This is a genomic window from Citrobacter sp. CK199 (assembly GCF_030333285.1).
GTDB classification, from domain to species: Bacteria; Pseudomonadota; Gammaproteobacteria; order Enterobacterales; family Enterobacteriaceae; genus Citrobacter_B; species Citrobacter_B koseri.
The window spans coordinates 36,893-60,958 of sequence record NZ_JAOWGF010000024.1 but is presented as its reverse complement, the minus strand read 5'-3'; the positions used below and the strand labels follow the sequence as shown (position 1 = coordinate 60,958).

Here is a 24,066-nt window from a genome sequence, read left to right as displayed (position 1 = left end):
GACAAATTCGCAATTGCGAAAGAAACGTAACCCCTTAGGTTGCTGGTACAGCATAGCAGGTTTTCCCGGGAAGGCGACCGAACGCGTGTAACAGAGTTGGTCTATACTTTCTGTTTTGAGCCAACAGGAGAGCAAGAATGACAATCCATAAGAAAGGTCAGGCACACTGGGAAGGCGATATTAAAGGTGGAAAAGGTACGGTATCGACCGAAAGCGGCGTGTTGAATCAACAACCCTATGGCTTTAATACACGCTTTGAAGGCGTAAAAGGAACCAACCCGGAAGAGTTGATCGGCGCGGCCCACGCGGCCTGTTTCTCGATGGCGCTTTCGCTGATGCTGGGCGAAGCGGGTTTTACCCCATCGTCAATCGACACGACAGCCGATGTCTCGCTGGATAAAGTCGACGCGGGTTTTGCGATCACGAAAATTGCGTTGCACAGTGAAGTGGCCGTACCCGGCATTGATGCATCCACCTTTGACGGCATTATTCAGAAAGCGAAAGCCGGGTGCCCGGTTTCGCAGGTGCTGAAAGCAGAAATCACGCTGGATTATCAGTTGACGTCATAACGGCATCAATCTCGACGGCCCGGTGATTGAGCGTCGGGTCGGCTCCACAAAACACTCTGTAGGCCCGGTAAGCGACAGCGCCACCGGGCGATTGTCTGGCTCTTACTCCACCGCTCGCCAGCAGCGAACGTCGCTCTCCGATCCCCGCGTCAATAATGCCTGCGGTTTTTCACAGCCACGGGTTGCCAGCGGACAGCGATCGCGAAAATAACACCCTTGCGGCAGGTGGCGGTTCCCCGGTAATTCCGTTTTGCGCAGCACCAGATCTTCTGCCAGCGGCGCACCCGTTTTCGGCACGGAATCCAGCAACAGCCGGGTATAGGGATGCGCAGGCGTGGTCAACACCTGTTGTGCGTCGCCCAGTTCAACAATTTGCCCGAGATACATCACCGCCACCCGATCGCTCATGTATCGCACAACCGACACGTTGTGTGAAATCAGCACATACGTCAGTTTACGGCGCGTCTGTAGCGCAACCAGCAAATTCAGGATCTGCGCCTGCACGGAGATATCCAGCGCGGAAGTTGGTTCATCAAGCACGATAACGTCCGGCTCTGACGATAAGGCGCGGGCAATGGCGATGCGCTGGCGTTGTCCGCCGGAAAACGCATGGGGAAGCCTGTCGAGGTACTCAGGCCGGATGCCAACCTGTAAGGCCAGTTCTTCCGCCAGCGTCCGCCGTTCACGTTCGCTGTTATGCTTCTGGAGCCAGACGGGCTCGGTGATAATCCGCCAGACGGGTAATCGGGGGTCCAGCGAAGAGAGCGGGTCCTGAAAGACCATCTGCATCCCGCTGTTGGCGCTGGTGCGCGCAACGCCAGGCCGCGAGCACTCGCCGTGGCTGGGTTTTAACATTCCCATCAGCAGTTGCGCCAGCGTACTTTTCCCGCAGCCGGATTCCCCCACGATGCCAAGCGTTTCTCCCTGGCGAATCTGCAAATCCATACCGTTCAGGGCATGTACGCGCTCCGTCACCCGCCCCAACCAGTTTTTACGGGCGGGGAAGGTGATATGGACATCCCGTAACGAGAGCAATATGTCAGACATGCGTCATCTCCTGTTGTGGATACCAGCAGGCGGATTGTTGTTCAGGTTCGCCATGATTCTCCAGCGCCGGGACAGCCTCGCACAGCGTCCCGGCGGCAAAACAGCGTTCGCGGAAGGCGCATCCGGTTGGCAGACAGGTCAGGTTAGGCACCGTCCCTGGAATCGCGGGCAGCGGCGCGCGAGGTTCGCCGTGCTCCGGCGCGCATTTCAACAAACCAATGGAATAGGGATGCGTGGGGCGGCGAATAACCGTCTGCGTGGGGCCGCTCTCAATCACGCTTCCGGCGTACATGACATACAGCCGATCGCACAACTGCGATACCACCGCCATATCATGACTGATAAACAGCACCGCAGTACCGCTGGCTCGCGCTTTTAGTTTCAGCAAACGCAGAACCTGTAGCTGCACCGTGACGTCCAGCGCGGTAGTGGGTTCGTCGGCAATAATCAGCTCCGGCTCGCAGGAGAATGCCAGCGCGATCATCACCCGCTGGCGCATCCCGCCGGAAAGCTCAAACGGAAATCGCGCCATAACCTGCGCCGCATCGGGAATTTGCATCTCTTCCAGCAGGGCGATGGCTTTTTCCCGCGCCGCCTGGCGGCTCACCGCCTGATGATGGCGAATGACTTCCACCATTTGTTGTCCAATGCGCCGGGTGGGATTCAGCGCCGTCATTGGCTCCTGGAAGATCATCGACACGCGCGCGCCGCGCCATTTACGCATCTGCTTTTCGCTGGCATTCAGCACATCCTCGCCCAGCAGCGATACGCGGCCCTGATGAATGTGATAGCTGCCTTCCGGCAGCAGCCGCATTGCCAGCATGGCGGTGACGGATTTACCTGACCCGGACTCGCCGACCACGCCGACGATTTCGCCCCGGTCGATACGCAACGATACGTGGTTAAGGGCGTGAACATCGGCTTTGTAACCCGGAAAGCTCAGGTGTAAATCCTCAATTTCCAGCACGGGTTGGGTCATGACTGTTTTCCTCCGGCTTTAGGGTCAAGCAGATCGCGAATACCATCGCCAAACAGGTTAAACCCGACAGCGGTAATCAGGATCGCCGCCCCAGGAAAGGCGCAATACCACCACTGGTCGAGGACATAGTTACGACCAATAGCCACCATTGCGCCCCATTCAGCGGAGGGCTGTTGTGCGCCAAGGCCAATAAAGCCCAGCGTGGCGGCCATCAGGATCGCGCTGCCAATATCCAGCGACGCCTGCACGATAAGCGGCGGCAGCGAATTACGTAAGATATGCCAGCTGATAAGGTGCCAGCGAGAAGCGCCATACGTTCGGGCAGCCTGTACATAGGTAAACTGGCGCACGACCAGCGTTTGCCCCCGCGCCAGGCGCACATAAAAAGGAATACGGACAATGGCGATCGCCATCATGGCGTTAAACAGGCTTGGCCCCAGCGCGGCGGCCAGCGCCATTGTCAGCACCAGCGAAGGAATCGACAGCATAATATCCATCAGGCGCATAATAATGGCGTCGGCGCGCCCGCCCATGACGCCGGAAAGACAGCCAAGCAAGGAGCCGATTCCACCGGCAATCCCCACGACGACCAGCCCGGCGACAATGGATTGCTGGCTGCCGACCAGTACGCGGCTGAACAGATCGCGTCCCACTTCGTCAGTGCCGAACCAGTGCGTCGCAGAGGGCGCAAGCAGGCGCGCGGTCAAATCGATGGCATTGGGATCGTAAGGCGTTATCCAGGGCGACAGCACCATCAGTAGCAACATCAGGATGATAATCACGCCGCCAGTCAGCGTCAGCGGGCTGCTTTTCATCAGCCAGAAGAGTTTTGCCCAGTCGATCCGGCGGCGGGCGGTCTGCGACGGGGCGGGCGTCTCTTGCGTTAACATCATTCAGCACCTCCGCGACCGATTCGGGGATCGATCCACAAATAGAGTAAATCGACGACCAGGTTTACCAGCACATAAGCCAAAGAGACCACTACGGCGAATCCCATCACCGCCGGAAAATCCAGCGCCTGAATAGAGGTGACCACCCAGGCCCCCATTCCCGGCCAGGCAAAGACCGTCTCGGTAAGCACGGCGCCATACAGCAAATCGCCCAGCGCCAGCCCCAGAACGGTAATCGACGGAATCAGGGCGTTAGGCAAGGCATAGCAGAGCACGATGTACCAGCCAGGCAGACCGCTGGCACGCGCGGTACGAATGTAGTCCTCACTGAGTTGCTCCAGCATGGCGGAACGAATCTGACGGGCGACAATTCCCAGGTGGACAAACGCCAGAGTCAGCGCCGGTAAAATAAGGTGTTGTAACGCGTTGAAAAAGACCTCGCCATTCCCCTCCAGCAGCGCGTCAATCAGGTAGAACCCGGTGACGTGGGCGGGCGGGTCCAGCCAGTCATCAAGCCTTCCGCCGCCGGGCAGAATTTGCAGATGCCCGTAAAACAGAACAATAACGCCCAGCCCCAGCCAGAACGCCGGGGTGGAAATGCCGGTTATCGCCATCAGCCGCACCAGATGGTCCAGCCAGCGGTTTCGCCATACGGCGGATAAAATCCCCAGCGGAATTCCGATCACCAACGCCAGCAGCAGGGAACAGAAGGCCAGTTCAAGCGTGGCGGGGAAAAACACGCGCAACTCTTCCATTACCGGGCGGCCAGTGCGTATAGACGTGCCCAGATCACCGTGAAAAACGTCGCTGACATAGCGAAAAAATTGCACATACAGCGGCTGATCCAGCCCCAGCTGCTGGCGAATGTTTTCGACAATCTCATCGCTGGCGCGATCGCCGGCCAGCAGTCGCGCAGGGTCGCCAGGAATCAGGTGAGAAATAATAAACGTAATTACGCAAACACCGGCGACCACCAGAATAAGTCCCCAGCATCGCTGGCGTAAAATGCTCCAGAACGTCATAGGCTTCCCCTTGCGGAGCCATAACGGCCCCGCATCAACGTGGCTTATTTACTCATGGCGCCAATGTTAAAGACCTGTTCCAGCATGGGGTTGAAAACAAAGCCTTTGACCTCTTTGTTCATCGCCAGCTGGTAGTTTTTCTGGAAGAGGTAGACGTAGGCGGCCTCATCAATCACGATGGTTTGCGCCTGCTGGTAATCCTTCGTTCTGGCCGCCTGATCGGTGGTGGTCAGCGCGCTGCGCAGAAGTTTATCGACCCCGGCGTTTTCATAAAACGAACGGTTACCCGGCAGACCTTTCTTATCAGACTCAAACCAGTAGTTCATGAACATGTACGGATCGGCGAAGTCCGGGCTCCAGTTGCCGATGGCAATGTCGTAATCACCTTTGCCGATCCGGTCGCGCATGGTGGCATTCGCCAGTTTTTCCAGCTTCACCTTAATGCCCAGCTTGCTGAGGCTGGCCTGCGTGGAAAGCGCAATCGGTTCCCAGTTCGGATCGTTATCAGAGTAGAGGAAGCTCAGGCCATCGGGCTTGGTCGCGACTTGCTCCCAGGCGGCTTTGGCTTTCGCTTCATCAAAACTGTATTGCATTGCCTTCGCGTCATAGCCCCACATACCTTCAGGAATCGGGCCGCGCATCTGCTTGCCGTTACCGCTGAGGATACCCGTCACCATGCCCTGATAGTCCGTTGACCATGAGATGGCCCGGCGCAAATCCACCTGATTCAGCGGCGCTTTACTGTTGTTCAGATAGAGATAAGTCACGCGCAGCGAAGGGTAATCCGCCACGTTGACTTTCCCTTCCTGTTTTAACGCGTTGAGCTGGTCTACCGGGAGAGCATCGGCAATGTCGATGTCTCCCCGCGACAATTGCAGGCGGCGGGAAGCGCTCTCACCAATGATTTTTACCGACACGCGCTTAAAGGCAGGTTTGGCTCCCGCATAATGCGGATTCGGCACCAGAATCAGCTGCTGTCCTTTCTGCCAGCTTTTCAGCATAAACGGGCCGGAACCTGCGGTATTCTGCGCCAGAAAACCGCGCGCATCATCTGCGGCATGTTCTTTCAGAACCGCCGGGTTAATAATGGAGGCGCCGTCATTCGCCAGCGTGTACAGGAAGGGCGCAAACGGCTGGCTCAGCGTAAATTTCACCGTATAGTCATCGACGGCTTCGACTTTCAAATCTTTTGGAAAGGCTTCTGCCGGGCCTTGCCCAATTTTCAGCAGACGCGCAAAAGATTGTTGCACCGCATCTGCCGTAACGGGCGAGCCATCAGCGAATCGGGCATCTTTATTAAGGGTAAACGTCCACTCTTTCTGATCGTCAGAGGCCTTCCAGTCGCTCGCCAGATCGCCTTCAACCTCCGTGGAACCTTTACCTCCCTCGGTTTTGTACTGCACAAGGCGTTGATAAGACGGGTAGGTCACCGTCCAGTCGTTGTTATCAATAGTGACGGCAGGATCAAGCGTTTGCGGATCGGCCGCTTTACCAATCACCAGCATATCTTTGGGTACAGCCGCCTGAGCGGCGGGCAGGGCAACAGCCAGTGCCACGGCAATCAGGGCGGGACGAAACAGCGAAGTTAAAGCGTGTGTTGTCTTCATGACCGTGCTCCATCATTTACAGGGAGGGTTGTGTTGTTGTGCGTGATGCCGGGAAACAGGCAATGCAGTCGTCGAGCAAGGGGTAGCTGGCCGCGTCCGGCAATTCAAAATGCCACCATTCACTGGTGATGCCGACAAAACCACCGCCAAACATAATAGCGTTCAATAACAATCGATTACGTTGCGCTGCGGGTGGAACAGAAGGGTGATACGAGTGCGAGCGATCGTGCATTTCATCAAAACCGGCCCCCATATCAAGCACGTTGCCATGCTCATCCATCAGAGTGACGTCAATTGCCGTACCACGGCTATGGTTTGAACCGATGGCTACATCCACCACGTATTGCGGATCGGGACAGACATGCCACAGAACCGACTGCGCCTGCTGCGGACGATAGGCGTCGTATACCACCAGAGACAGTCCTGCCAGCTGCGCGATGCTGATACTTTTCGCCAGCGCGGTGACGGCATCCGTATGCAACAGGCAACGGGCCTCCCGGTAAATGGGCGCGCCGGTGAGGTTATCGGCGGTGGCGTATTTGAGATCGATATGCAGCGAGGGGAAAATCACTGACAGATCGACCAGTTCAGGGGTTTCTGACATAGCACGTTTCCTGTTTATTGTTCGAATTGACCAAACTCTTGTTGCAGCTGGCGATTGGTTCGCAGCCGTTCAGCAAGCGTATCGCCCAGTTGATCCACCACGCCTGACAGCAATAAGTTGAACAGGCAGCTCACGGGGGCGAGCGAATCCCAGAAGTGCCCGGTGTCGGTTTTTACCTGCAATAAGTCGATGGCGTAGTCTCTGGCCCACGGACACCAGACATCGGTGATTAACGCCAGCGGAATGCGCCGCTCGCTGGCAACGCGACAATACTGACGGGCAGCGGCGGAATAGGCGCGGGTATCCGTGATCACCACATATGGCCGTGCGAACCCGGAATTCAGCGACTCGACCCAGCTCCCGGATAACCCTTCGGAATAACTGACTTTGGGCCGCAGGTATTCCAGATGGCTGAAAAAGGCGTTAGCAATGCCGCGCGTGGACTGAATCCCCAGAACATACACGGCCTCCGCATGCGCCAGTTGCTGAGCGATGCGCAAGAACGTTTCACTTTGCGCCAGCTGATAGACGTGGGTGATGGCATCAATTTCCAGCGACAGCGACTGACGCGCTCTGTCGGGCAGTCGCTGCTGCTGTTGCCAGGAGTCAAGGCGTTCATTCATCCCCCAGGGCTGATAGGGCACGGATGGCAGTTCCCGCAGGCTGGCTTTGGCATCCTCAAGATTACGAAAACCAAGCTTCCGTAAATAACGTCCCACCGTGATGCCGCTGGTGCCTGTCGCTCTGGCGATACCGTCTGCCGTTTCAAACGGTATCTGCGCCGCGTGCGCTAACAGCCAGCCTGCAACGCGCTTTTCGCTGGGCGTATGCTGGCTAAAACTCTTCTCAATTCGGGCAAATAACTCAGGTTTTGATGTCATTACCGTCTCGCTGTTAGTGAGCTGTCAGAGAGCGTTCCGCTGTTACTGAATTAACAATGCAGGACGCATGCCAACCTGGAAACCACGGCATCGCCGTCTTTTTTGTTAAATTAAGGTGATATTTAATTAACGAATGATCAACATTTGTGCAGATTAGTTCACTTTTGGTGCAGCGATCGTCAGAGAGGGCATGAATGTGTCGAATCCGTCGCAGGGATCACATTGTGATGCCAGAAATTGCAAGGTCAAAAATGGCAAACGCCAACGTGGATAGCAGAGAAATATAAAAGCGTGAGACACATTATTTATCGGCGGAAAGAACGGTGTATTATTTTTGTAGATTTAATAAATATTCATCAGGCAAGTAATCTGTTCATTTTACGCATTAAAATACAACACGATATTAATTATTCTTTTATAACAGACAGGTTTGTAGCAACGTATGAAGGCGGTGAAGCGTAAAACCCCCTGACTTGTGAAGTGCGCTACAACCAGGAGAACACAAGGCCTGGCGCGTAAGTGATTAAAGCAACGCATTAAAAATAATATTCAAAATAAACTTATCATGCTATTTAAATCATCTGAAAGTGCAGGATTTTGTTATTAGTGACAACGTCACATTTAAGAGCGTGTTAATATTTCTTAACGAACCATAAAACCGCATAAAGATATAAATTTGTGTGCCGATACTGAATAAAAGAGAGTCGTTTACATAAGGGGTTTGTATGGTCTGGTATCCATCACGCATTTCCACCCGTCTGACGATTGGGGGGATTGCGCTGCTTGCAGTGACCACGCTGGTTATTGTTGCCATTATGCTCTGGCGCGGTCAGCCGCGCGTTGTTGAGATCAACTCCGCCCTGATAGAGGAGACAGGGCAAGGACTGACTCGCCAGTTAGGTACTGTTTTATCGCGTATTGAAGGTGAAACGGTAAGCCTGTCGCGCCTTGCCGAAGTGCTGCCAAACGACGAATCGCTATACCAGCATGTCGTTCCGCATCTTATTGGCGAACAGAATGATTCCATCATTACCGGCGGCGGCATCTGGCCGGAGCCGGATGCCTTTACGCCCGGCATTGAGCGACGCAGTTTCTTCTGGGCGCGTGATGCAGAAGGGAAATTGATCTTTTCCGACGACTACAACGTTGCCGGAGGAAGCGGTTATCATAACGAAAGCTGGTATCTCCAGGCGAAAGGGCACTCACAGAACAGTTGCGTCTGGTCTGATGTTTACCAGGATACGATTTCCGGGGTTAACATGGTGACCTGTAGCATTCCTTATCAATTGGCAGGGAAATTTGCCGGCGTCGCCACAACCGATATCCGACTGGATAACGTCGCCACCTTTATGCAACAGCAGGGGAACAGCACGGGCGGTTACGCCTTTGTGGTGGATAAACAGGGGCAAATCCTCTATTTCCCGCAGGCCGATCACGCGCAGTTTAAAACGTTTACTGACCTGGTCAAAGCCTCTGACTGGCTCGCCCCGGTAGCCGGATCGCTGAAAACGCTGAATGCCTCGGCCGATGTCGCCACCATTCCCCTTGCACACGACGGCATACTGGACGGGCCTTCCCGGGTGATGCTTTTCCCGATGGCGGATACCGGGTGGATCGTTGGTCTGGTGACGCCTGAAGAACGCGTTGTCGGACTGGCAAAAGTGATGATGAAGGATGTACTGGAAGTGCTGATTCCGATCATGGCCATTCTGCTGGTGGGCTCCTGGCTGGTGGTGCGCCGTCTTATCTCTCGTCTGGACGATACGCGTCGCGCGCTGGATGATATCGCCCAGGGCGAAGGCGATCTGACTCGCCGCCTGGACGTCCGGGGTAAAGATGAGATTTCCGATATTGCTCAGGCCTTTAACCTCTTTGTGGACAAAATATCCGCGATCCTGATTACCGTTCGCAGCAGTAGCGTGGTGGTTGCGAATAACGCCGTCAGTCTGGCTGACAGTAATATGGAGTTATCCTCCCGCGTAACGCAGCAGGCTGCCGCGCTGGAGGAAAGCGCGTCGGCGATGGAGCAATTAAATGCGACCGTTCATCAAAATACCGGGAATACACAGTTAGCCGATGAGCTTTCCGAAAACACGGCGCAAACGGCTAACCGCTGTGGCGATGTCATGCAGGGCGTGATTTCCACGATGGATAACGTCAGCGCGTCGTCCGGCAGGATGGTGGAAATTGTCGCCGTTATCGACAGCATCGCGTTTCAGACCAACATTCTCGCGCTGAATGCGGCGGTGGAAGCCGCACGAGCGGGTGATGCCGGTCGCGGATTTGCCGTCGTCGCCTCTGAAGTGCGCACGCTGGCACAGCGCAGCGCCACCGCCGCACAGGAGATCAAAGCGTTAATCGATGAGTCGGTTTCACACGTAGACAGCAGCAGTCAGCAGATCCATAACGCCGGGGATCGTCTTGGCGAGTTGGTCGGCAACGTGCGTCAGGTCAGACAATTGATGGGTGAAATTCGCGTGGCGGGTGAAGAACAGCGTAAAGGTGTCTCTGAGGTCACGCTGGCAGTAACCGAAATGGACAGTACGGTTCAGCAGAACGCGTCGCTGATTGATGATGCCGCTGCGCGAACCCAGGTCCTGAAAGAAGAGGCTGAACAACTGGCGCTGCTGGTCTCTTCATTCAGATTGCCTGAACCCACTGCGGCATAATTTTCTCTCTCCCCCACAGAACGTCTGCAAATTGCAGACGTTCTGCTTGCGTCAGTCAGATAACTAAATCCATTATTTAGTGTTTTATCTCCATGAATAGGCAATAACTCCATTATATAGTGGTTTATGCTTTTTGCCTTTGTTGCACATTAACTCTATAATATTGTGTATTACGTCAGAAATATTGCGATAAGGGACACTATGATGGATTTAACCCTTAGTTCTCCAGCCGAGATTGTTACGCTGCTGTGCGACCGGTTACGCAAAGAACGCCTGGCAAAACAGATGACTCAGGCTGACGTGGCCGCCCGGGCGGGGGTTGGCGTCAATACGGTTTCAAACCTTGAAGCAGGCAAAAATGTGGGCTTCGAGAATCTGGTCAGAGTGGCGGTGGTATTAGGTTATGGCGACGCGTTGAAAGCGCTGTTCAAGCCCAAAATTGATAGCCTGGATGATATCTTACGTTATGAGAAGAGCGCGACGCGTCAGCGGGTGAAGAGGAAAAATAGCGATGCCTGAGCAGATAGACGTCTTCTATGAAGGATGGGGGGAACGATGGCTCTGGGGCAAGCTGGTCTCCTCAACGGCATTGACCGGTCGGCCAGTCATCGCCTTTGAATACAGTGACGAGGCCGTTCGCAAAGGTTTTGAGCTGTCCCGCTTAACATTACCGCTTGAGGGGCCGCGATTACGCAGGGACTTTCCGGCTCATCAATTACATCTTCCGGGGCCGGTTTACGACGCTCTGCCTGATGGCTGGGGAATGCTGCTGATGGATCGCTTATTCAAACGCAGAGGACTCAATGCCGCCCGAATTGGCCCCCTGGAGCGGCTCACCTGGGTAGGCGGCAACGCAATGGGGGCAATGACATTCCAGCCGGTACAGGCTGAGGCAGAACTCACCTCGCAAGAAGAGATCCCGCTGGTGCAGCTGGCCGCAGAGGTGCAGGAGGTTCTGAGCGGAGAAGGCGGGGAGTTCCTGCAAAAATTATTGCAGATGGGCGGTTCACCACAGGGGGCACGGCCAAAAGCATTACTCTACCGTGACACTGTCACGTCAAAATTCACAACCTCGCCGTTAGCAGGCGCGGAAAGCTGGCTGGTCAAATTCCCGGCCAGACAGGAACATGCCGAGGTCTGCGCCATCGAAGCCGTCTATTCAGCGTGTCTGCGCAAATGCGGCATCCAGACGCCTGACGTTACGTATTTCGCCTTGCCGGAAGGGCAAGCGGCATTCGCCACCCGCCGTTTTGATCGTGAACAAGGGATGCGCGTGCCCATGCAAAGTCTGGCCGCCTTCACTGGCGCGAATTACCAGACGCCGGGTTCGCTCGACTACCGAAGTTTTTTACGTGCGACGCAAATATGCACCAACGATATTCGGGAAAAAGCGCTTGCCTTCGAGCGAGTGGTCTTTAATGTCGTGTTCAACAACCGGGACGATCATCCTAAGAACTTCGCTTATCTGATGTCCGCAGATGGACAATGGACCCTGGCGCCCGCCTATGATGTGACCTATTGCGATGGGCCTGGCGGCTATCACCAGATGGATGTGATGGGTGAAGCACTGGATATTGAAAGAAAGCATCTTCAGGCGCTGGGCGAACAAGAAGCCGAATTACCAGCAACCAGAGTCGCGGAGATCATCGCGACTATTTGCGACGTTGCGGCGACGTTCAGCGCAATTGCTACCGACCTCTACCCGGGGCAAATCACGAGCGACACGCTGAACTATATCCAAAAGCAAATTGATGGGAATATCAGCCGCCTGAAGGGATGACGGCTGAGTCAGTCTCACGGAACAAGAGGGTGTGGGGAGGTTAGCTTCCCCACCGGCTTTTCAGATAGTTCACCGCTTGCTGGGTTTGCGGCCGATCAAGATAGCTTTCTCTGAACAGGATTGTGCCTTTGATTTGTGAGACGGATTCATTCAGATCCAGTTGCTTCTTAAGCTCCGGGACGCCGCCATTAATCATCCAGTCCGGCTCATTCTTTGACGGTTCGCCGACTTTATACAACGCCACGCCAATATAGAGATGGGTATTCGTGGGTTTCACCACATCCGCCCACCATTTCGCCAGCACATCATAACGGGCCGCGTCACGCGCAAAGGGCCAGTAGAGCTGCGGCGCAATGTAATCCAGTAATCCCAGTTGCACCCAGCGGCGAGTATCGGCATAGGATTCATCATACGCCGCCGCGCCCCTCGTATCCGAACCTGCCGGATCATGCGAGCGGTTACGCCATACGCCAGCGGGGCTGACGCCAAATTCAACATCCGGTTTCAGGTTTTTGACCGTGCGGGACACCTGCTCAATCAGCAGTTGCGTATTGTGTCGCCGCCAGTCCGCTTTTGAGGCAAACGCCTGACCATATCGGGCAAAGGTGGAATTGTCGTTAAGCGTGGAGCCAGGCGTTTCGGTATAGAAATAGTCATCAAACTGTACGCCATCGATGGGATAACGTGTGACCACTTCCGCCACGATACTGGTGATCCAGTCCCGGACGTCAGGAATGCCGGGATCAAGAACAAAACGGTCTCCAGAGATGCGCACCCAGTCGCGATGCAGCACAAACACGCTCGCCGGATTTGACGTCACCGTCGCATTTAACTGCGCCACCGTTGCTGGTTTGGTGTTTACCGATACGCGGTAGGGGTTAAACCAGGCGTGTACTTTCATTCCCCGCTTATGCGCTTCATCAAGCATAAACTGTAGCGGATCGTAGCCCGGATCTTCACCAATCTTTCCGGTCAGCATATCTGACCACGGTAAAATTTTTGACGGCCAGAGCGCCGTTCCATCCGGCTTGACCTGGAAAAACACGGTATTGATTCCCAGACTTTTTAGCTTATCCAGCTTTTCGATCAACGCGTTCTGTTGTTGACGCACCCGAACCGCCGCATTACTCGTATTCACGGAACTGACCGGAGGCCAGTCAAGACGCGAAACGGTTGCCAGCCAGATACCACGAACCGGCTGCTGATTTTTCTGGGATGAAGCTGGCGTCGCGGAAGAAGGGGGCGTAACCAGAGAAACGGGAGGTTTTGAGGCGCAACTGGCAAGTAAAAACGCGGTGGCGACAAGCGTAGCCCGTTTTTTTACTTTGCTGACAAGACGAGCGTGACGAGAGCTGATGATCATATTTGCCAATTTTCCGTTTGGTTAATCCAAAAAATCTTACACGAGATCTGGCTAATTACAGAGTTCATTGCTACGTTTTTTACAGGAGATGGCATTCCTCCTCATAACCGCCCTCTGGCTGATGATGCCTGCACATTCTGGACGTTGCCCCGCGTGGACAAGTCAACGTGTATTGTGTAGGAGTCATTATGCGCCGTACCTCAACAACATCGCTGCAATTTATTACCGTTTTGTATGCCTCTGGTCGTCGTCATACACCCCCTTCGGGCGATCGTGCTCCTGCATATTTTGTCGATCTGAATCTTGATAAAATCGTCGATCGCATTGTTCAGGGGCGGGAAGAGTACGGCATCAGCGCTTTCTTTTATTCACCGCTCGAATGTCTGGAGGATATCCTCTATCGACAGGAAATTATTCAGGATGTGACAATACATGCGCTCTATAAGGCGCTAATGGCATATTCCGCAGAGATGAAGAATATCAGGGAGATTTCAGAAGAAAAAACAAACCGGTTTTACTTCTATCAACAGCGGCGCTGGGAGCTTGAGTGCATTTTGTTGTATTGCCAGGCCGTTACGGCGCTGTATGAGCGTATAGCGCCGCTGTCTTTGTCTTCCGATGGTATGATTAATTTCAGGCATTATCTTCGTCAGTATATCGAGAGTGAAAATTTTACCGGGTTATATTCAACCGCCACTATGATAAGAAAAAGTCTGGAGGCGGTTCAGTACGGCCTGAAAATTAAAGGCGACACCATTATTGTTGAACGGTATCACCAGGAGAAAAACTATAGCGATGAGATCCTCGATGTGTTCTCAAAGTTTAAGCAGCATGATGTGAATGTCGAGGTGGAGAGTAGACATCACAACTTCGGGATGAACCATATTGAAGCACAAGTTCTGGATTGTGTTGCCAGACTATTTCCCGCCGAGTTTCATCAACTTGATGTGTTTATAGATGCCAACAAACGCTACAGAGATAACACGCTGGATCTTTTTGAACGTGAAGTGCAGTTTTATCTGGCTGTTGTGGAATACATTGAAAAATTTCGGCAGAAAGGGCTACCATTTTGTATCCCGGAGGTACTACGAGATAAAAAAGCTATTTCGGCTGTTGCGGCTTTCGATCTCGCGCTTGCAGAGGTCATCCTTGAGAAAAAGGAGAAGGTTGTCTGCAATGATTTCAGCTTCCAGGAGCATGAACGTATTTTCGTCATATCGGGTCCCAACCAGGGCGGGAAAACCACCTTTGCCCGCATGATAGGGCAACTGCATTTTCTTGCCTTGCTGGGCATTTATGTCCCTGCCAGGCAGGCAAAACTCTTTCTGACAGACACTATTTTTGCGCATTTTGAGAAAAGCGAAAATATTTATAACCTTCGGGGAAAACTGTATGACGACCTGGTGAGAATAAAAGCGATCCTTGATGCTGCCACATCACACAGTTTGATTATCATGAATGAGATTTTTACGTCAACCACATCGCGGGACGCCATTTATCTGGGAACACGGGTAATCAAGAAAATAGTCATGCTCGATGCGCTTTGTGTCTGCGTAACGTTTATCGACGAGCTTACGGCATTAGACCCGTCCATCGTCAGCTTAATGAGTACGGTTGAGCATAATAATGCGGCATTAAGAACCTATAAAATCACCAGGAAACCGGCCGATGGTATCGCATGGTCAACGACGCTGGTGATAAAGCATGGGCTGACATATGAGCAGATAAAAAAGAGGTTAAACGGATGAACGCGTATCTGATGTATAAAGATAACGATTTTATCGTTGACGATAATATTCCAGAGAACATCAAATTTGCCATGAAAGATCTGGAGTTGGCGGTGTTGTTTCATGCGTTGTCTGATGGGGATGATTTTCTTTATTCTGTCGTCAGGAAGGCATGTTCTGTGCTGCTATCGGGCATTCCTGACATTGAGTACAGGCAGGCTATTCTGCGGGATTGCCTGTATAACGAGGACGTTATCAGAACATTCTATAACGTGGTGGTTGAATGCCTGCAAATGGAAAAAGAGAAACTTCACTACGGCGTTTTTGGTCATTATCCTTCCGCTGTGCTGCATCAGTCTCTTTCGTTTACCCAATTCCTGATGACCTATTTACAGAAAATAAAAATTATCGCACAAGAAAACATCCATCACGTTGAATCTCCGGGGATGGTTCGTCTTTTCTCGATGCTTGTTCAGGAGTTAAACGATGATTATATGAGTACTATTGAAAGACATCTGAAACAGATGTCTTTCAAAAAAGGCGTATTAATCAGCGCGCGATTAGGGCAGGGGAATCAGGGCAAAGACTATGTACTCAGGCGGCCCAATCCCCCGCAAAAAGGATGGTTCCGGCGTCTTTGGACAAAAAGGCCAGCGCATTACACCGTACAGCTAGCCGCGCGTGATGAAAATGGCTTCAGTGCATTAAGCGACTTAAAGGACGAAGGGCTCGTATTGATCGCCAACGCAATGGCGCAATCCACCGCGCATTTGCTTAATTTTCTAAAGTCACTGCGCACTGAATTAGGATTTTATATTTCATGCCTTAATCTTGCGCAGGCCTTAAACAAACGCAATATTCCACTGTGCTTTCCTGTCCCGATATATCAAAGAGAACGCCATCATGTGTTTGAGGCACTCTTTGATCCCTGCCTTGCACTGACATCGGATCGGGAAATCGTTAGCAACACATTAAGAACAGATAATAAAAATACTTTTATCATCACTGGCGCAAACCAGGGAGGGAAATCCACGTTTTTACGCAGTATCGGGCTGGCGCAGATAATGATGCAGACAGGGATGTTCGTTTCTGCTGAATGTTATAGCGCAGATCTTTGTCGGCAGATATTCACGCATTACAAATGTGAAGAAGACAGCCATATGGTCAGCGGAAAGCTGGATGAAGAGCTCCGACGAATGAGTGATATTGTTGATGCTCTACAACGTGATGACCTGGTGCTGTTTAACGAATCAGTTTGCAGAATTCACACAGGGCACGATGGAAGGCGTGCAGAAAAGGCGAGGGATGCATTATGAGTCAAGGGAGTAAGCCTGTATTGGGCGTCATAAATTCAATTTAACATAATATACATTATGCGCACTAAAGAGGATAAAGGGAGAATCTGTGGTTTTGTAGTCATCCTTGTGCTGGCCGCTATGGTCTCTGAAAGCACTTTCTCCAGCACGACTCCGTTGATTCTGGGGCTCTGTTTCACAGCTCCGGCACTTCCCGCGATGTCTAAATACATTTTCCGAATACATGTAACACGCTTTTTTGCTTAGGCGTTGTGAATTCCTCATCCGCAAGATGTTGCATCCCCAGGGATTCATAAAACCGACGCCCGCTGTCGTTACCCTTAAGAACCTGCAACCAGAAAAAATGCTGCTCCTTATGCCTTGCTATCTCGATAGCTTTTTCGAAAAGAATTCGGCCATATCCTTTACCGGTTTCTCCGGGTGCAAAATACAGTTTGTTTAAGAGCGCTCCTGAGTGATTACCACCGCTAACTGGACGGTCCCAGCTTATCTTTGCAAAACCTACTGGCTTATCGCTTTCCGCAATGAGCCAGGTAACTGACGGATCATTTAAACTATTTTCAAGTTGGTCCGGCGCGTACTCACTGTCAATAAATTGTCGAAGCTCTACAGGACAATCCCATAACTCTTTGAAATGATGGTAATAACTTGACTTCCCCAGCGTTTGCAATGTCGGGGTATCGGCAGGTACAGCATAACGTATGGTCAAGTTCATACACTCTCCTGAAACGGCTTAAATTTAAGTTAACGCACAACATAATGCTGAATATGATATTTATCACAAAGCGCTCAGAAGTGCTGTAGCAAGATTAAAATATGCTATGGTTAATATATAATGTTTTCATCGGGTACATCCATCAGTTGTTGTTAACATACTAAGGAACCTGTCGCTTACTCACATAAACATACCGATATTACTCGTTTAAATCCTTGTCGTTATTATTTTAAGGAGAAGAGTATGAAAGAACTTAATATCTTCGGTCAATATGTAGGCAGACATCTTGAGGGTAACCTTGATTTTATTTTACCTGACACGCGCCAGTTGTCAGGCCGTTACTGTCACTTACAACCCCTTGCGACTTACCACTGTGATGATCTTTATCAGGGCTGGCATAGCATAGAGGACCCACGGGACTGGACTTATCTTCCTGATGAACGCCCCGAGACAAGGCAAGCAACCTTTGACTATATCAAACGCATCATCAGTCAGGGCGGAATTTCATATTATGCCATAATAGAAAATAAATCTGCGAAAGCCCGAGGCACCCTCGCCCTTTTTAATATAGACAAGAATAATGGCGTTGCGGAAATCGGATATGTACATCTCACGCCAGCGATAAAACGCACCTTTTTAAGCACGGAAGCAATTTATCTTTTACTGATGTATGTTTTTGATGTCCTTAAATATCGTCGTTGTGAGTGGCAAACAGACACGCTTAATCATGCTGGAATGAATGCTGCTGAAAGAATTGGGTTTCGGAAAGAAGGCATCTTACGTGATAAGCAAATCATAAAATCAAGGAGCGTGGATATCGCAACATATTCAATTATTAGCGCCGAGTGGCCGAAGATATCCAGTGCGATATCTGTCTGGCTAAGAACGGAAAATCTCGACGAACGTGGACATCAGATCCACCCTTTACGGCACTATCTGGCGGAGCCTGAAGTGTAATCAGGAATACGGGGCCGTGACGACGGCCCATGCTTTTATTTATCCCATAAGCATTCAAGTTTTAAACACTCAGCGCCTTTGTATAAGCATTCATCATAAATACGGTAGCCCACATGCTCAGCAACACGAATGGACGGAATGTTATTCTTTGCGATAAGACAAATTGTCTTCGAAGGTGAAAACGAATGGACAAACCACTGATGCGCAGCGACGGCGGCTTCCTTTGCCACGCCAGCCCCCTGAGCTGAACGTGAAATAACCCATGATGCCTCGACACAGTTCTCAAAGTTTTCATCAATACCACGATGAAAATTAGCCAGCCCTGTTTCGCCTAAAAACGTACCGTCAGACTTTTGAAAAATAGAAAATATACCGTAACCAAAAATAGACCAATGCCCGATGTTTCTCAACAGGCGGTTCCACGCCTCTTCCGGCGTAAAGCCTGGGGCATTAACCAGATGAAATATTTTAGGGTCTGAATACATCGGATACCATACATCATAATCTGTGATGGTTTGAGGGCGCAAAATGAATCTTTCCGTGACGATAGCAGACATTATTTTCCACTCATTATGCTTACGTTGCTTCTATTGTAACTGAGTTATCCACTCATTCCGTCCAAAACTTTCTGTGGATAACGCGTTGGCGTTAATCCCGTGTGTTGACGGAAAAATGCAACAAATGCGCTGTCGCTGGCAAATTCCAATAGACAGATAGACACGGTTTTCCAGCCATTGAGATATCTGTTTAGCCTCCGTTGTAACACAGATCCCGCTTTGTCATTATGATCCTGCGTCTGTTCTCCTTTCTGCCATTCATCACTGGTTGAGTGTGGGATCATCTGATAGTGTCGGGAAATGAATGTTTAACGGAAATGACGATGAGCAAAGTCTATACTGGCGGCTGTCTGTGCGGTTTTATCCGTTTTTCGGCGGTAGCGCCGAAAAATCCACATACCTGTTCCTGCTCGATTTGCCAAAAACATACAGGTGCATATTCGGTCAGTTGGGTTGAGTTCGACGCTCAGGATGTGACGTGGACAGGACAAGGAGACAAGCCTGCGGTCTGGCGCTCTTCGGATATCTCCAGTCGGGCATTTTGTTCTCACTGCGGAAGTTCAGTAGGCGCAATTGATGATGCGCCTACCGTTGCGTTGTTAACTGGCGTATTTGACGAGCCTCAGGATGAAGATCTTCATGCGCATTAAGCGCATCGCCCTCACCCTGTCTACCTGTTTCGCCAGCCCTTCCTTTTCTGCCTGACGGGTAAACGCACGGAAGTTTCAGACAGCGATTAATTTCCCCCTCAAAAGTATGTTGTAACTAAATAACATGAAAACAAAACCCGGCCGCAGCCGGGTCAGATGATTAGCACAGCGGTTTTACCGCTTCACGCATCCCTTTCGTCAGGATTGCATCCAGGTCGGTTGTGACCTGTTCGACCAGACCTGCAACGTACGTCAGATCCTGCTCCCAATGCGCGTCCACGGCCAGCACGGCATGAACCAAATCCTGTGTGCTGATAAGACCGTCGCTATGTTGATGCCACAACTGTTGATAGCGCTCAATCCAGTGCGCATCATCCTGGAGCGGATACGTCTCGCCGCGACGTTCACCACGATAAAATGCGATCAGCGCCGCAAGCGCAAACGTCAGGCGCGCCGGTAAAACGCCGCTGACCTGCTGCCCTGCCAGTAGCTGCGGTAAAATACGGGTGCGAAATTTAGTCATGCCATTTAACGCAATCGACAACAACTGGTGTTTAATATACGGATTCTGGAAACGCCCCGTCACCGCACTGGCGAACGACATTAGCTCGTCGCGAGGTAAATCCAGCACCGGAATAATCTCTTCATAGATAGCTTTTTCAACAAAGGCGCAAATGTCGCGGTCATTCATGGCTTCACCAACGGTATCCAGCCCGGCCTGGAACGCAACGGGCACCAGCGCCGTATGCGCACCATTCAGGATCGCGACCTTACGCTCTTTGTACGGCTTGATGTCGTCAACAATCAGCACGTTGAGCGGATACTTATCAAGACGCAGCTCAGACGCTACCTTTTTTGGCCCCTGAATCACAAACAGATAAAAATGTTCCGCAGTATTGAGAAAAGCATCGTGATAGCCAAGTTCAGCTTCAAGTTGCGTCACTTCATCACGCGGATATCCGGTCACAATCCGGTCAACCAGCGTGGAGCAAAAGGTGTTCGCCTGATCCAGCCACTGCACAAACGCAGCGGACAAGTTCCACTCCTGAGCGTAACGCAGTACCAGCTCGCGCAACGCCTCGCCATTGTAATCAATCAGTTCACAAGGAATGATAATCCAGCCTTTATCAAGCGCGCCGTCAAAACAGTTATAACGTTCAAACAGCAGCCGCGTCAGCTTCGCGGGGTAGCTGACTGCGGGCGCGTCATCAAATGCGTCACCGGCATGGTAGCTAATACCAGCTTCTGTGGTATTAGAGAAAACAAAACGCATGTCCGGGTTATGCGCCAGTTTCAGGAATTCATCGTAATTATCATAGACGCTGATTTCACGGTTAACAGAACGGATCAAACGCGCGTCGCTAACCGCCTCGCCCTTTTCATTCAAACCACGAATAACCGTGGTATAGAGCCCATCCTGGGTACTCAATAACGGCGGAAACGTGCTTTCGATAGGGCGAACAATGACCACTCCGGCGTTCAAATCGGTATGTTCATTCAGCAGATCAACTTGCCAGTCAACAAAGGCGCGCAGGAAGTTTCCCTCACCAAACTGAATGATGCGCTCAGGATAGCTGGCACCGGGAAAATCGCGACGGTTTAGAGTTTTCACAATGGGTTCCCTTCTTAATTAGTCATACAACCTGTTTGAATTGGTAGAACAGGTTAGCAAACTTTATGATATTGAAACCCTGTTTTGATCAAGTAGTCACGATTAATCAAAACTGTTTTATGCTTTAACATCTCTCACGCCGCGGAGATTTACGGCTGATTCATCTGGCTAACCAGCCAGTGGTGAATGACGGCGACAACATACTGCTGCTGTTCTTCACTCAGCGATTCTCCCTGGGGAATGTTGTGCCATTTCGCCAGACAACCACGGCAGCAGGTCGCCGTCGCGTGTTGGGCAATAAATACGGGGTGGCCGCGCATCGGCGTTTGTTTACCATCGTTGCGCGGAAAAGCCGGGGCCAGCCGCTTAGCAATAAACTCGGCGGCATGTTGATCAATAACCTGCGCGCCTTTATCCCAGCAATACTGCCTTTCTTTTGCGCCAAGACGAAACCGCGCGCGAAATGGCGAACGTGACAGGCGAGAAAAAAGTGGATCAAGCGCGTTCATCAGTAAACCGAACGACCTAATTGTTGGGTGAGTTGTTCGAGTACCGCAATACCCGCCAGGGAGTTGCCCGCCGGGTCCAGTTCAGGGCTCCATACCGCAATCGCCATTTCGTGCGGGACAATCGCCACAATCCCGCCGCCAACGCCTGACTTAGCAGGTAATCCTACTCGCCAGGCAAATTCGCCTGCGTTCTGGTACATTCCACTGGTCGCCATCAGCGCGTTGATTTGTCGGGCCTGCATCGGCGAGACAACCGGTTCATCAAGGTGAAACGCCTGCCCCTGTCTGGCCAGAAAAACAAATGTACGCGCCAGTTCCGCACAGCTCATTTTCAACGCGCAGTAGTGAAAGTAATTTTGCAAAACGGTAGTGACATCATGCTGGAAATTACCAAATGACTTCATCAGCCAGGCAATAGCGGCATTGCGTGCGGAGTGCTCAAATTCAGAACGGGCAACCGTGACGTCATACGCAATATCCGACACGCCGCTAAGCGCCCGAACCACTTCCAGCATACGCTGGCGCGGCGCACTCAGTCGCCCTTGCAGCATATCGCAAACCACCAGCGCGCCGGCATTAATGAACGGGTTACGCGGTATCCCTTGCTCCAGTTCCAGTTGCACCAAGGAATTGAATGGCGACCCGGAGGGATCTTTTCCGACACGTTGCCAGATTTCCTCTTCCGGGTAGTGACGCATCGCCACCACCAGACTCAGCACCTTTGATATGGATTGTATTGAGAAGCGTTCCTGCGCATCGCCAGCCTGATAGTATTGCCCGTCAACGGTGCAAATGGCGATCCCCAGTTTTGATCCATCGACAGAAGCCAGCGCAGGGATGTAATCAGCCACTTTCCCCTGTCCAATCAACGGGCGCACCTGCTGAAGGATGGTCTCTAAAATTGAATTGTCCATGGCCCTGGCCACAATGTGCTCCTTGCTCGCAGGTCTGAAAAGGCCTGCGAGTATAACAGAGCTGAATGTGCGGCGTCAGGCAGAAAGACGAAATCGCGCCACTGCGTTCAGAAGCTGATGAGATTCATGATGCAGTTGCAGCGATGACGCCGATGCAGTATTCACCAGGCTGCTGGTCTCTTGCGCCGCACGGTTAAGCGCCTGTAGCTGCCCCGTCATCTGGTGGATGCTGTCCCCCTGGCTTAACGTGGCGCCAGAGATGTCATTCAACAGTATGCCCAGATTGTCTACTAACGAAATCACCTGCTGTAAATTTTCTTCCAGTCGGTTAACCGCATGTGAACCCTCCTCGATTCCCTGCAAGGAGTGGTGGATAAGTTCCTGTATGTTCTGCGTGGACTGACTGCTTTTACGGGCCAGCAGCCCCACTTCTTTTGCCACCACGGCAAATCCGCGACCTTGTTCTCCGGCATGGGCCGCTTCGATAGCCGCGTTCAGCGCCAGGATATTGGTCTGGAACGCGACGCTGTCAATCAGAGAGATGATCCCGCGCATTTCTGACGATCGCTCAACAATCGCCTGCATCGAACGGTTAACGGTCTCCATCATACGATCGCCGCCAGCCGCTACCTGACGCGCCTCGGCTGCACGTTGATTAGCCAGTCTGGCAAAGCCGCTATTGTCCTCGACATGCGTTTCCAGAAACGAGATATGCGAGGTGACACTACTTAACTCTTCGCTCTGTTTCGCCGATTGCTGATAGAGCTGTTTGTTGCTCTGCGCAAGCTGATCGATGTTGCCGACCATTGCGGTGGTGGCATCGCTCACCTGCTGCACCAGCTGCCTCAGCCCCTGTTGCATCGCATCAATGCGTGAACTGAGTTGCGCGACCTCGCGGTTAAACCCGCTCACCTTCGGCATCGGTTCGGACAGATCGCCTGCGGCCAGAATATTAATATGGGCGATCAGGCGGCGCAGCGGAGAAATAACCCAGCGAGACATGCCGCTCCAGACCAGCAGGGCAATCACCACCAGCACAAACGGGATGAACAAAAAGAGGTGCTGCAACCCTTCCAGGCTGGCAATCAGCTGCTGCCTGCCGCCCTCCGTCTGACGCCCGCTCTCTTGCTGAAAGCGGGCATAGTTTTCATTGAAATCTGTCTGAAACGCCTGAACAGGAACAGCAAAGAACGCGTCGATGGCGTTAGTCTGGCTCAGGCCGTCCGCCTGTTCCTGAATACCGCTATAAAAACGCTGATAACTCTCAATCAGGCCGTCGTCTTTATGAGGGGCCATTGCAAGCCAGGCATCCCAGGCCGTTTTTGACTGCACCAGCGCCTGCTGAGCTTCATCCATCAACGGGCGCCAGCTGCCTTCTGATCCCGTTGCGGCATCCTGCATAAAGTAAACGCCCGCCCGGTTCAGCAGATCGCTTGCGGACAACAGCGCTACCCTCGCCTCATCCACCTTCGTTTGTTGCAGCAGTGCCTGCTGGTTACGTTGTTCGTTACGCTGAGCGTCTCGCACGGAAAACGACAGCATCAGGGATGACGCAACCTGCAAAATAGAAAACAGCGCGATAATGCAAAATATTCCCGTTAACAGACCAAACTGGCGGGGAGTGAAACGACGAATTAAGCCTCGAAAAATTTGCGTTAAGTTCATGATATTCTTCTGTATCAATGCGTTATGCGCGAG

22 protein-coding genes and 1 riboswitch are annotated in these 24,066 nt (G+C 52.0%); of the genes, 8 read left to right on the top strand and 14 right to left on the bottom strand.

Annotated elements, in window-relative coordinates; all coding sequences use genetic code 11:
* Window positions 1–137 precede the first annotated feature (137 nt).
* Window positions 138–569 (top strand): peroxiredoxin OsmC, encoded by a 432-nt coding sequence (osmC, locus tag OGX75_RS04470; protein WP_012132392.1) that lies wholly within the window; start codon window positions 138–140, stop codon window positions 567–569.
* A 102-nt stretch (window positions 570–671) separates the two neighbouring features.
* On the opposite strand, the gene OGX75_RS04465 is transcribed toward osmC, so the two are convergent.
* Genes OGX75_RS04465 through OGX75_RS04435 form a run of 7 tightly spaced genes read right to left on the bottom strand, consistent with a single transcriptional unit; the run spans window position 672 to window position 7,599 of the window.
* Window positions 672–1,616 (bottom strand): oligopeptide/dipeptide ABC transporter ATP-binding protein, encoded by a 945-nt coding sequence (locus OGX75_RS04465; RefSeq protein WP_286451328.1) that lies wholly within the window; start codon window positions 1,614–1,616, stop codon window positions 672–674.
* Window positions 1,609–2,595 (bottom strand): ABC transporter ATP-binding protein, encoded by a 987-nt coding sequence (locus tag OGX75_RS04460; RefSeq protein ID WP_047463664.1) that lies wholly within the window; start codon window positions 2,593–2,595, stop codon window positions 1,609–1,611. Before OGX75_RS04460 ends, OGX75_RS04465 begins: the two co-directional genes overlap by 8 nt.
* On the bottom strand, window positions 2,592–3,488 hold the full coding sequence (gene ddpC / locus OGX75_RS04455) for a D,D-dipeptide ABC transporter permease (protein ID WP_012132395.1): 897 nt from the start codon (window positions 3,486–3,488) through the stop codon (window positions 2,592–2,594). The genes OGX75_RS04460 and ddpC overlap by 4 nt, the downstream gene beginning before the upstream one ends.
* The gene (locus OGX75_RS04450; protein WP_012132396.1) at window positions 3,485–4,507 is read right to left on the bottom strand and encodes an ABC transporter permease; all 1,023 of its coding nucleotides are present in this window, start codon (window positions 4,505–4,507) and stop codon (window positions 3,485–3,487) included. Before OGX75_RS04450 ends, ddpC begins: the two co-directional genes overlap by 4 nt.
* 44 nt (window positions 4,508–4,551) lie before the next feature.
* The gene (locus tag OGX75_RS04445; RefSeq protein ID WP_049011703.1) at window positions 4,552–6,114 is read right to left on the bottom strand and encodes an ABC transporter substrate-binding protein; all 1,563 of its coding nucleotides are present in this window, start codon (window positions 6,112–6,114) and stop codon (window positions 4,552–4,554) included.
* Between the two features lie 16 nt (window positions 6,115–6,130).
* Window positions 6,131–6,718, bottom strand: coding sequence for a D-alanyl-D-alanine dipeptidase (ddpX, locus tag OGX75_RS04440; RefSeq protein ID WP_012132398.1), 588 nt, complete (start codon window positions 6,716–6,718; stop codon window positions 6,131–6,133).
* A gap of 14 nt (window positions 6,719–6,732) precedes the next feature.
* Window positions 6,733–7,599 carry a MurR/RpiR family transcriptional regulator gene (locus OGX75_RS04435; RefSeq protein WP_012132399.1) on the bottom strand — a complete coding sequence of 289 codons (867 nt, stop codon included), beginning with the start codon at window positions 7,597–7,599 and terminating at the stop codon, window positions 6,733–6,735.
* Window positions 7,600–8,324: 725 nt separating this feature from the next.
* Between OGX75_RS04435 and OGX75_RS04430 the strand changes: the two genes are divergently transcribed.
* The 3 genes from OGX75_RS04430 (at window position 8,325) to OGX75_RS04420 (ending at window position 12,048) form a co-directional block, all read left to right on the top strand.
* The gene (locus tag OGX75_RS04430; protein ID WP_012132402.1) at window positions 8,325–10,268 is read left to right on the top strand and encodes a methyl-accepting chemotaxis protein; all 1,944 of its coding nucleotides are present in this window, start codon (window positions 8,325–8,327) and stop codon (window positions 10,266–10,268) included.
* Window positions 10,269–10,472: 204 nt separating this feature from the next.
* Complete coding sequence (locus tag OGX75_RS04425; RefSeq protein ID WP_047463672.1) at window positions 10,473–10,787, top strand: helix-turn-helix domain-containing protein; 315 nt, start codon at window positions 10,473–10,475, stop codon at window positions 10,785–10,787.
* Window positions 10,780–12,048 carry a type II toxin-antitoxin system HipA family toxin gene (locus OGX75_RS04420; RefSeq protein ID WP_114847906.1) on the top strand — a complete coding sequence of 423 codons (1,269 nt, stop codon included), beginning with the start codon at window positions 10,780–10,782 and terminating at the stop codon, window positions 12,046–12,048. Before OGX75_RS04425 ends, OGX75_RS04420 begins: the two co-directional genes overlap by 8 nt.
* Before the next feature lie 40 nt (window positions 12,049–12,088).
* On the opposite strand, the gene OGX75_RS04415 is transcribed toward OGX75_RS04420, so the two are convergent.
* A complete protein-coding gene (locus tag OGX75_RS04415; RefSeq protein ID WP_047463675.1) occupies window positions 12,089–13,411 on the bottom strand; it encodes a glycoside hydrolase family 10-like protein in 1,323 nt (440 codons plus the stop codon).
* A gap of 75 nt (window positions 13,412–13,486) precedes the next feature.
* Window positions 13,487–13,549: riboswitch (Fluoride riboswitch) on the top strand.
* Window positions 13,550–13,599: 50 nt separating this feature from the next.
* Between OGX75_RS04415 and OGX75_RS04410 the strand changes: the two genes are divergently transcribed.
* Together OGX75_RS04410 and OGX75_RS04405 are read left to right on the top strand one after the other, a co-directional pair.
* Complete coding sequence (locus OGX75_RS04410; protein WP_286451329.1) at window positions 13,600–15,159, top strand: MutS-related protein; 1,560 nt, start codon at window positions 13,600–13,602, stop codon at window positions 15,157–15,159.
* Window positions 15,156–16,454 (top strand): MutS-related protein, encoded by a 1,299-nt coding sequence (locus OGX75_RS04405; protein ID WP_286451330.1) that lies wholly within the window; start codon window positions 15,156–15,158, stop codon window positions 16,452–16,454. Before OGX75_RS04410 ends, OGX75_RS04405 begins: the two co-directional genes overlap by 4 nt.
* A 202-nt stretch (window positions 16,455–16,656) precedes the next feature.
* Here the strand turns inward: OGX75_RS04405 and OGX75_RS04400 are convergent, their stop codons facing one another.
* Complete coding sequence (locus OGX75_RS04400) at window positions 16,657–17,169, bottom strand: GNAT family N-acetyltransferase (protein ID WP_115609308.1); 513 nt, start codon at window positions 17,167–17,169, stop codon at window positions 16,657–16,659.
* Between the two features lie 243 nt (window positions 17,170–17,412).
* Here OGX75_RS04400 and OGX75_RS04395 point away from each other — a divergent pair, with 243 nt between their 5' ends.
* Window positions 17,413–18,126 carry a GNAT family N-acetyltransferase gene (locus OGX75_RS04395; RefSeq protein WP_012132412.1) on the top strand — a complete coding sequence of 238 codons (714 nt, stop codon included), beginning with the start codon at window positions 17,413–17,415 and terminating at the stop codon, window positions 18,124–18,126.
* 35 nt (window positions 18,127–18,161) lie between these two features.
* Here OGX75_RS04395 and OGX75_RS04390 read toward each other — a convergent pair whose 3' ends face one another.
* The gene (locus OGX75_RS04390; RefSeq protein WP_275055036.1) at window positions 18,162–18,683 is read right to left on the bottom strand and encodes a GNAT family N-acetyltransferase; all 522 of its coding nucleotides are present in this window, start codon (window positions 18,681–18,683) and stop codon (window positions 18,162–18,164) included.
* 323 nt (window positions 18,684–19,006) lie between these two features.
* Here OGX75_RS04390 and OGX75_RS04385 point away from each other — a divergent pair, with 323 nt between their 5' ends.
* Complete coding sequence (locus OGX75_RS04385; RefSeq protein WP_024130336.1) at window positions 19,007–19,333, top strand: GFA family protein; 327 nt, start codon at window positions 19,007–19,009, stop codon at window positions 19,331–19,333.
* Between the two features lie 160 nt (window positions 19,334–19,493).
* Here OGX75_RS04385 and OGX75_RS04380 read toward each other — a convergent pair whose 3' ends face one another.
* From OGX75_RS04380 to OGX75_RS04365, 4 genes are all read right to left on the bottom strand, one after another.
* Entirely contained in the window at window positions 19,494–20,945 is a 1,452-nt protein-coding gene (locus OGX75_RS04380; RefSeq protein ID WP_286451331.1) for a tagaturonate reductase, read from the bottom strand.
* A gap of 149 nt (window positions 20,946–21,094) precedes the next feature.
* Window positions 21,095–21,454, bottom strand: coding sequence for a DUF4186 domain-containing protein (locus OGX75_RS04375; RefSeq protein WP_286451332.1), 360 nt, complete (start codon window positions 21,452–21,454; stop codon window positions 21,095–21,097).
* Window positions 21,454–22,380: a glutaminase B gene (glsB, locus tag OGX75_RS04370; protein WP_058669100.1), complete on the bottom strand. Its 927-nt coding sequence runs from the start codon at window positions 22,378–22,380 to the stop codon at window positions 21,454–21,456. The genes OGX75_RS04375 and glsB overlap by 1 nt, the downstream gene beginning before the upstream one ends.
* Window positions 22,381–22,443: 63 nt before the next feature.
* Entirely contained in the window at window positions 22,444–24,033 is a 1,590-nt protein-coding gene (locus OGX75_RS04365) for a methyl-accepting chemotaxis protein (protein ID WP_012132417.1), read from the bottom strand.
* Window positions 24,034–24,066: the final 33 nt, after the last annotated feature.

Coding starts and splice junctions, on each gene's coding strand:
- OGX75_RS04365 (WP_012132417.1), bottom strand. CDS start 24,033: ATGAACTTAACGCAAATTTTTCGAGGCTTAATTCGTCGTTTCACTCCC.
- osmC (WP_012132392.1), top strand. CDS start 138: ATGACAATCCATAAGAAAGGTCAGGCACACTGGGAAGGCGATATTAAA.
- OGX75_RS04450 (WP_012132396.1), bottom strand. CDS start 4,507: ATGACGTTCTGGAGCATTTTACGCCAGCGATGCTGGGGACTTATTCTG.
- OGX75_RS04385 (WP_024130336.1), top strand. CDS start 19,007: ATGAGCAAAGTCTATACTGGCGGCTGTCTGTGCGGTTTTATCCGTTTT.
- OGX75_RS04410 (WP_286451329.1), top strand. CDS start 13,600: ATGCGCCGTACCTCAACAACATCGCTGCAATTTATTACCGTTTTGTAT.
- OGX75_RS04460 (WP_047463664.1), bottom strand. CDS start 2,595: ATGACCCAACCCGTGCTGGAAATTGAGGATTTACACCTGAGCTTTCCG.
- OGX75_RS04390 (WP_275055036.1), bottom strand. CDS start 18,683: ATGTCTGCTATCGTCACGGAAAGATTCATTTTGCGCCCTCAAACCATC.
- OGX75_RS04415 (WP_047463675.1), bottom strand. CDS start 13,411: ATGATCATCAGCTCTCGTCACGCTCGTCTTGTCAGCAAAGTAAAAAAA.
- OGX75_RS04420 (WP_114847906.1), top strand. CDS start 10,780: ATGCCTGAGCAGATAGACGTCTTCTATGAAGGATGGGGGGAACGATGG.
- OGX75_RS04425 (WP_047463672.1), top strand. CDS start 10,473: ATGGATTTAACCCTTAGTTCTCCAGCCGAGATTGTTACGCTGCTGTGC.
- ddpC (WP_012132395.1), bottom strand. CDS start 3,488: ATGATGTTAACGCAAGAGACGCCCGCCCCGTCGCAGACCGCCCGCCGC.
- OGX75_RS04445 (WP_049011703.1), bottom strand. CDS start 6,114: ATGAAGACAACACACGCTTTAACTTCGCTGTTTCGTCCCGCCCTGATT.
- OGX75_RS04430 (WP_012132402.1), top strand. CDS start 8,325: ATGGTCTGGTATCCATCACGCATTTCCACCCGTCTGACGATTGGGGGG.
- OGX75_RS04465 (WP_286451328.1), bottom strand. CDS start 1,616: ATGTCTGACATATTGCTCTCGTTACGGGATGTCCATATCACCTTCCCC.
- OGX75_RS04405 (WP_286451330.1), top strand. CDS start 15,156: ATGAACGCGTATCTGATGTATAAAGATAACGATTTTATCGTTGACGAT.
- ddpX (WP_012132398.1), bottom strand. CDS start 6,718: ATGTCAGAAACCCCTGAACTGGTCGATCTGTCAGTGATTTTCCCCTCG.
- OGX75_RS04395 (WP_012132412.1), top strand. CDS start 17,413: ATGAAAGAACTTAATATCTTCGGTCAATATGTAGGCAGACATCTTGAG.
- OGX75_RS04435 (WP_012132399.1), bottom strand. CDS start 7,599: ATGACATCAAAACCTGAGTTATTTGCCCGAATTGAGAAGAGTTTTAGC.
- OGX75_RS04400 (WP_115609308.1), bottom strand. CDS start 17,169: ATGAACTTGACCATACGTTATGCTGTACCTGCCGATACCCCGACATTG.
- OGX75_RS04375 (WP_286451332.1), bottom strand. CDS start 21,454: ATGAACGCGCTTGATCCACTTTTTTCTCGCCTGTCACGTTCGCCATTT.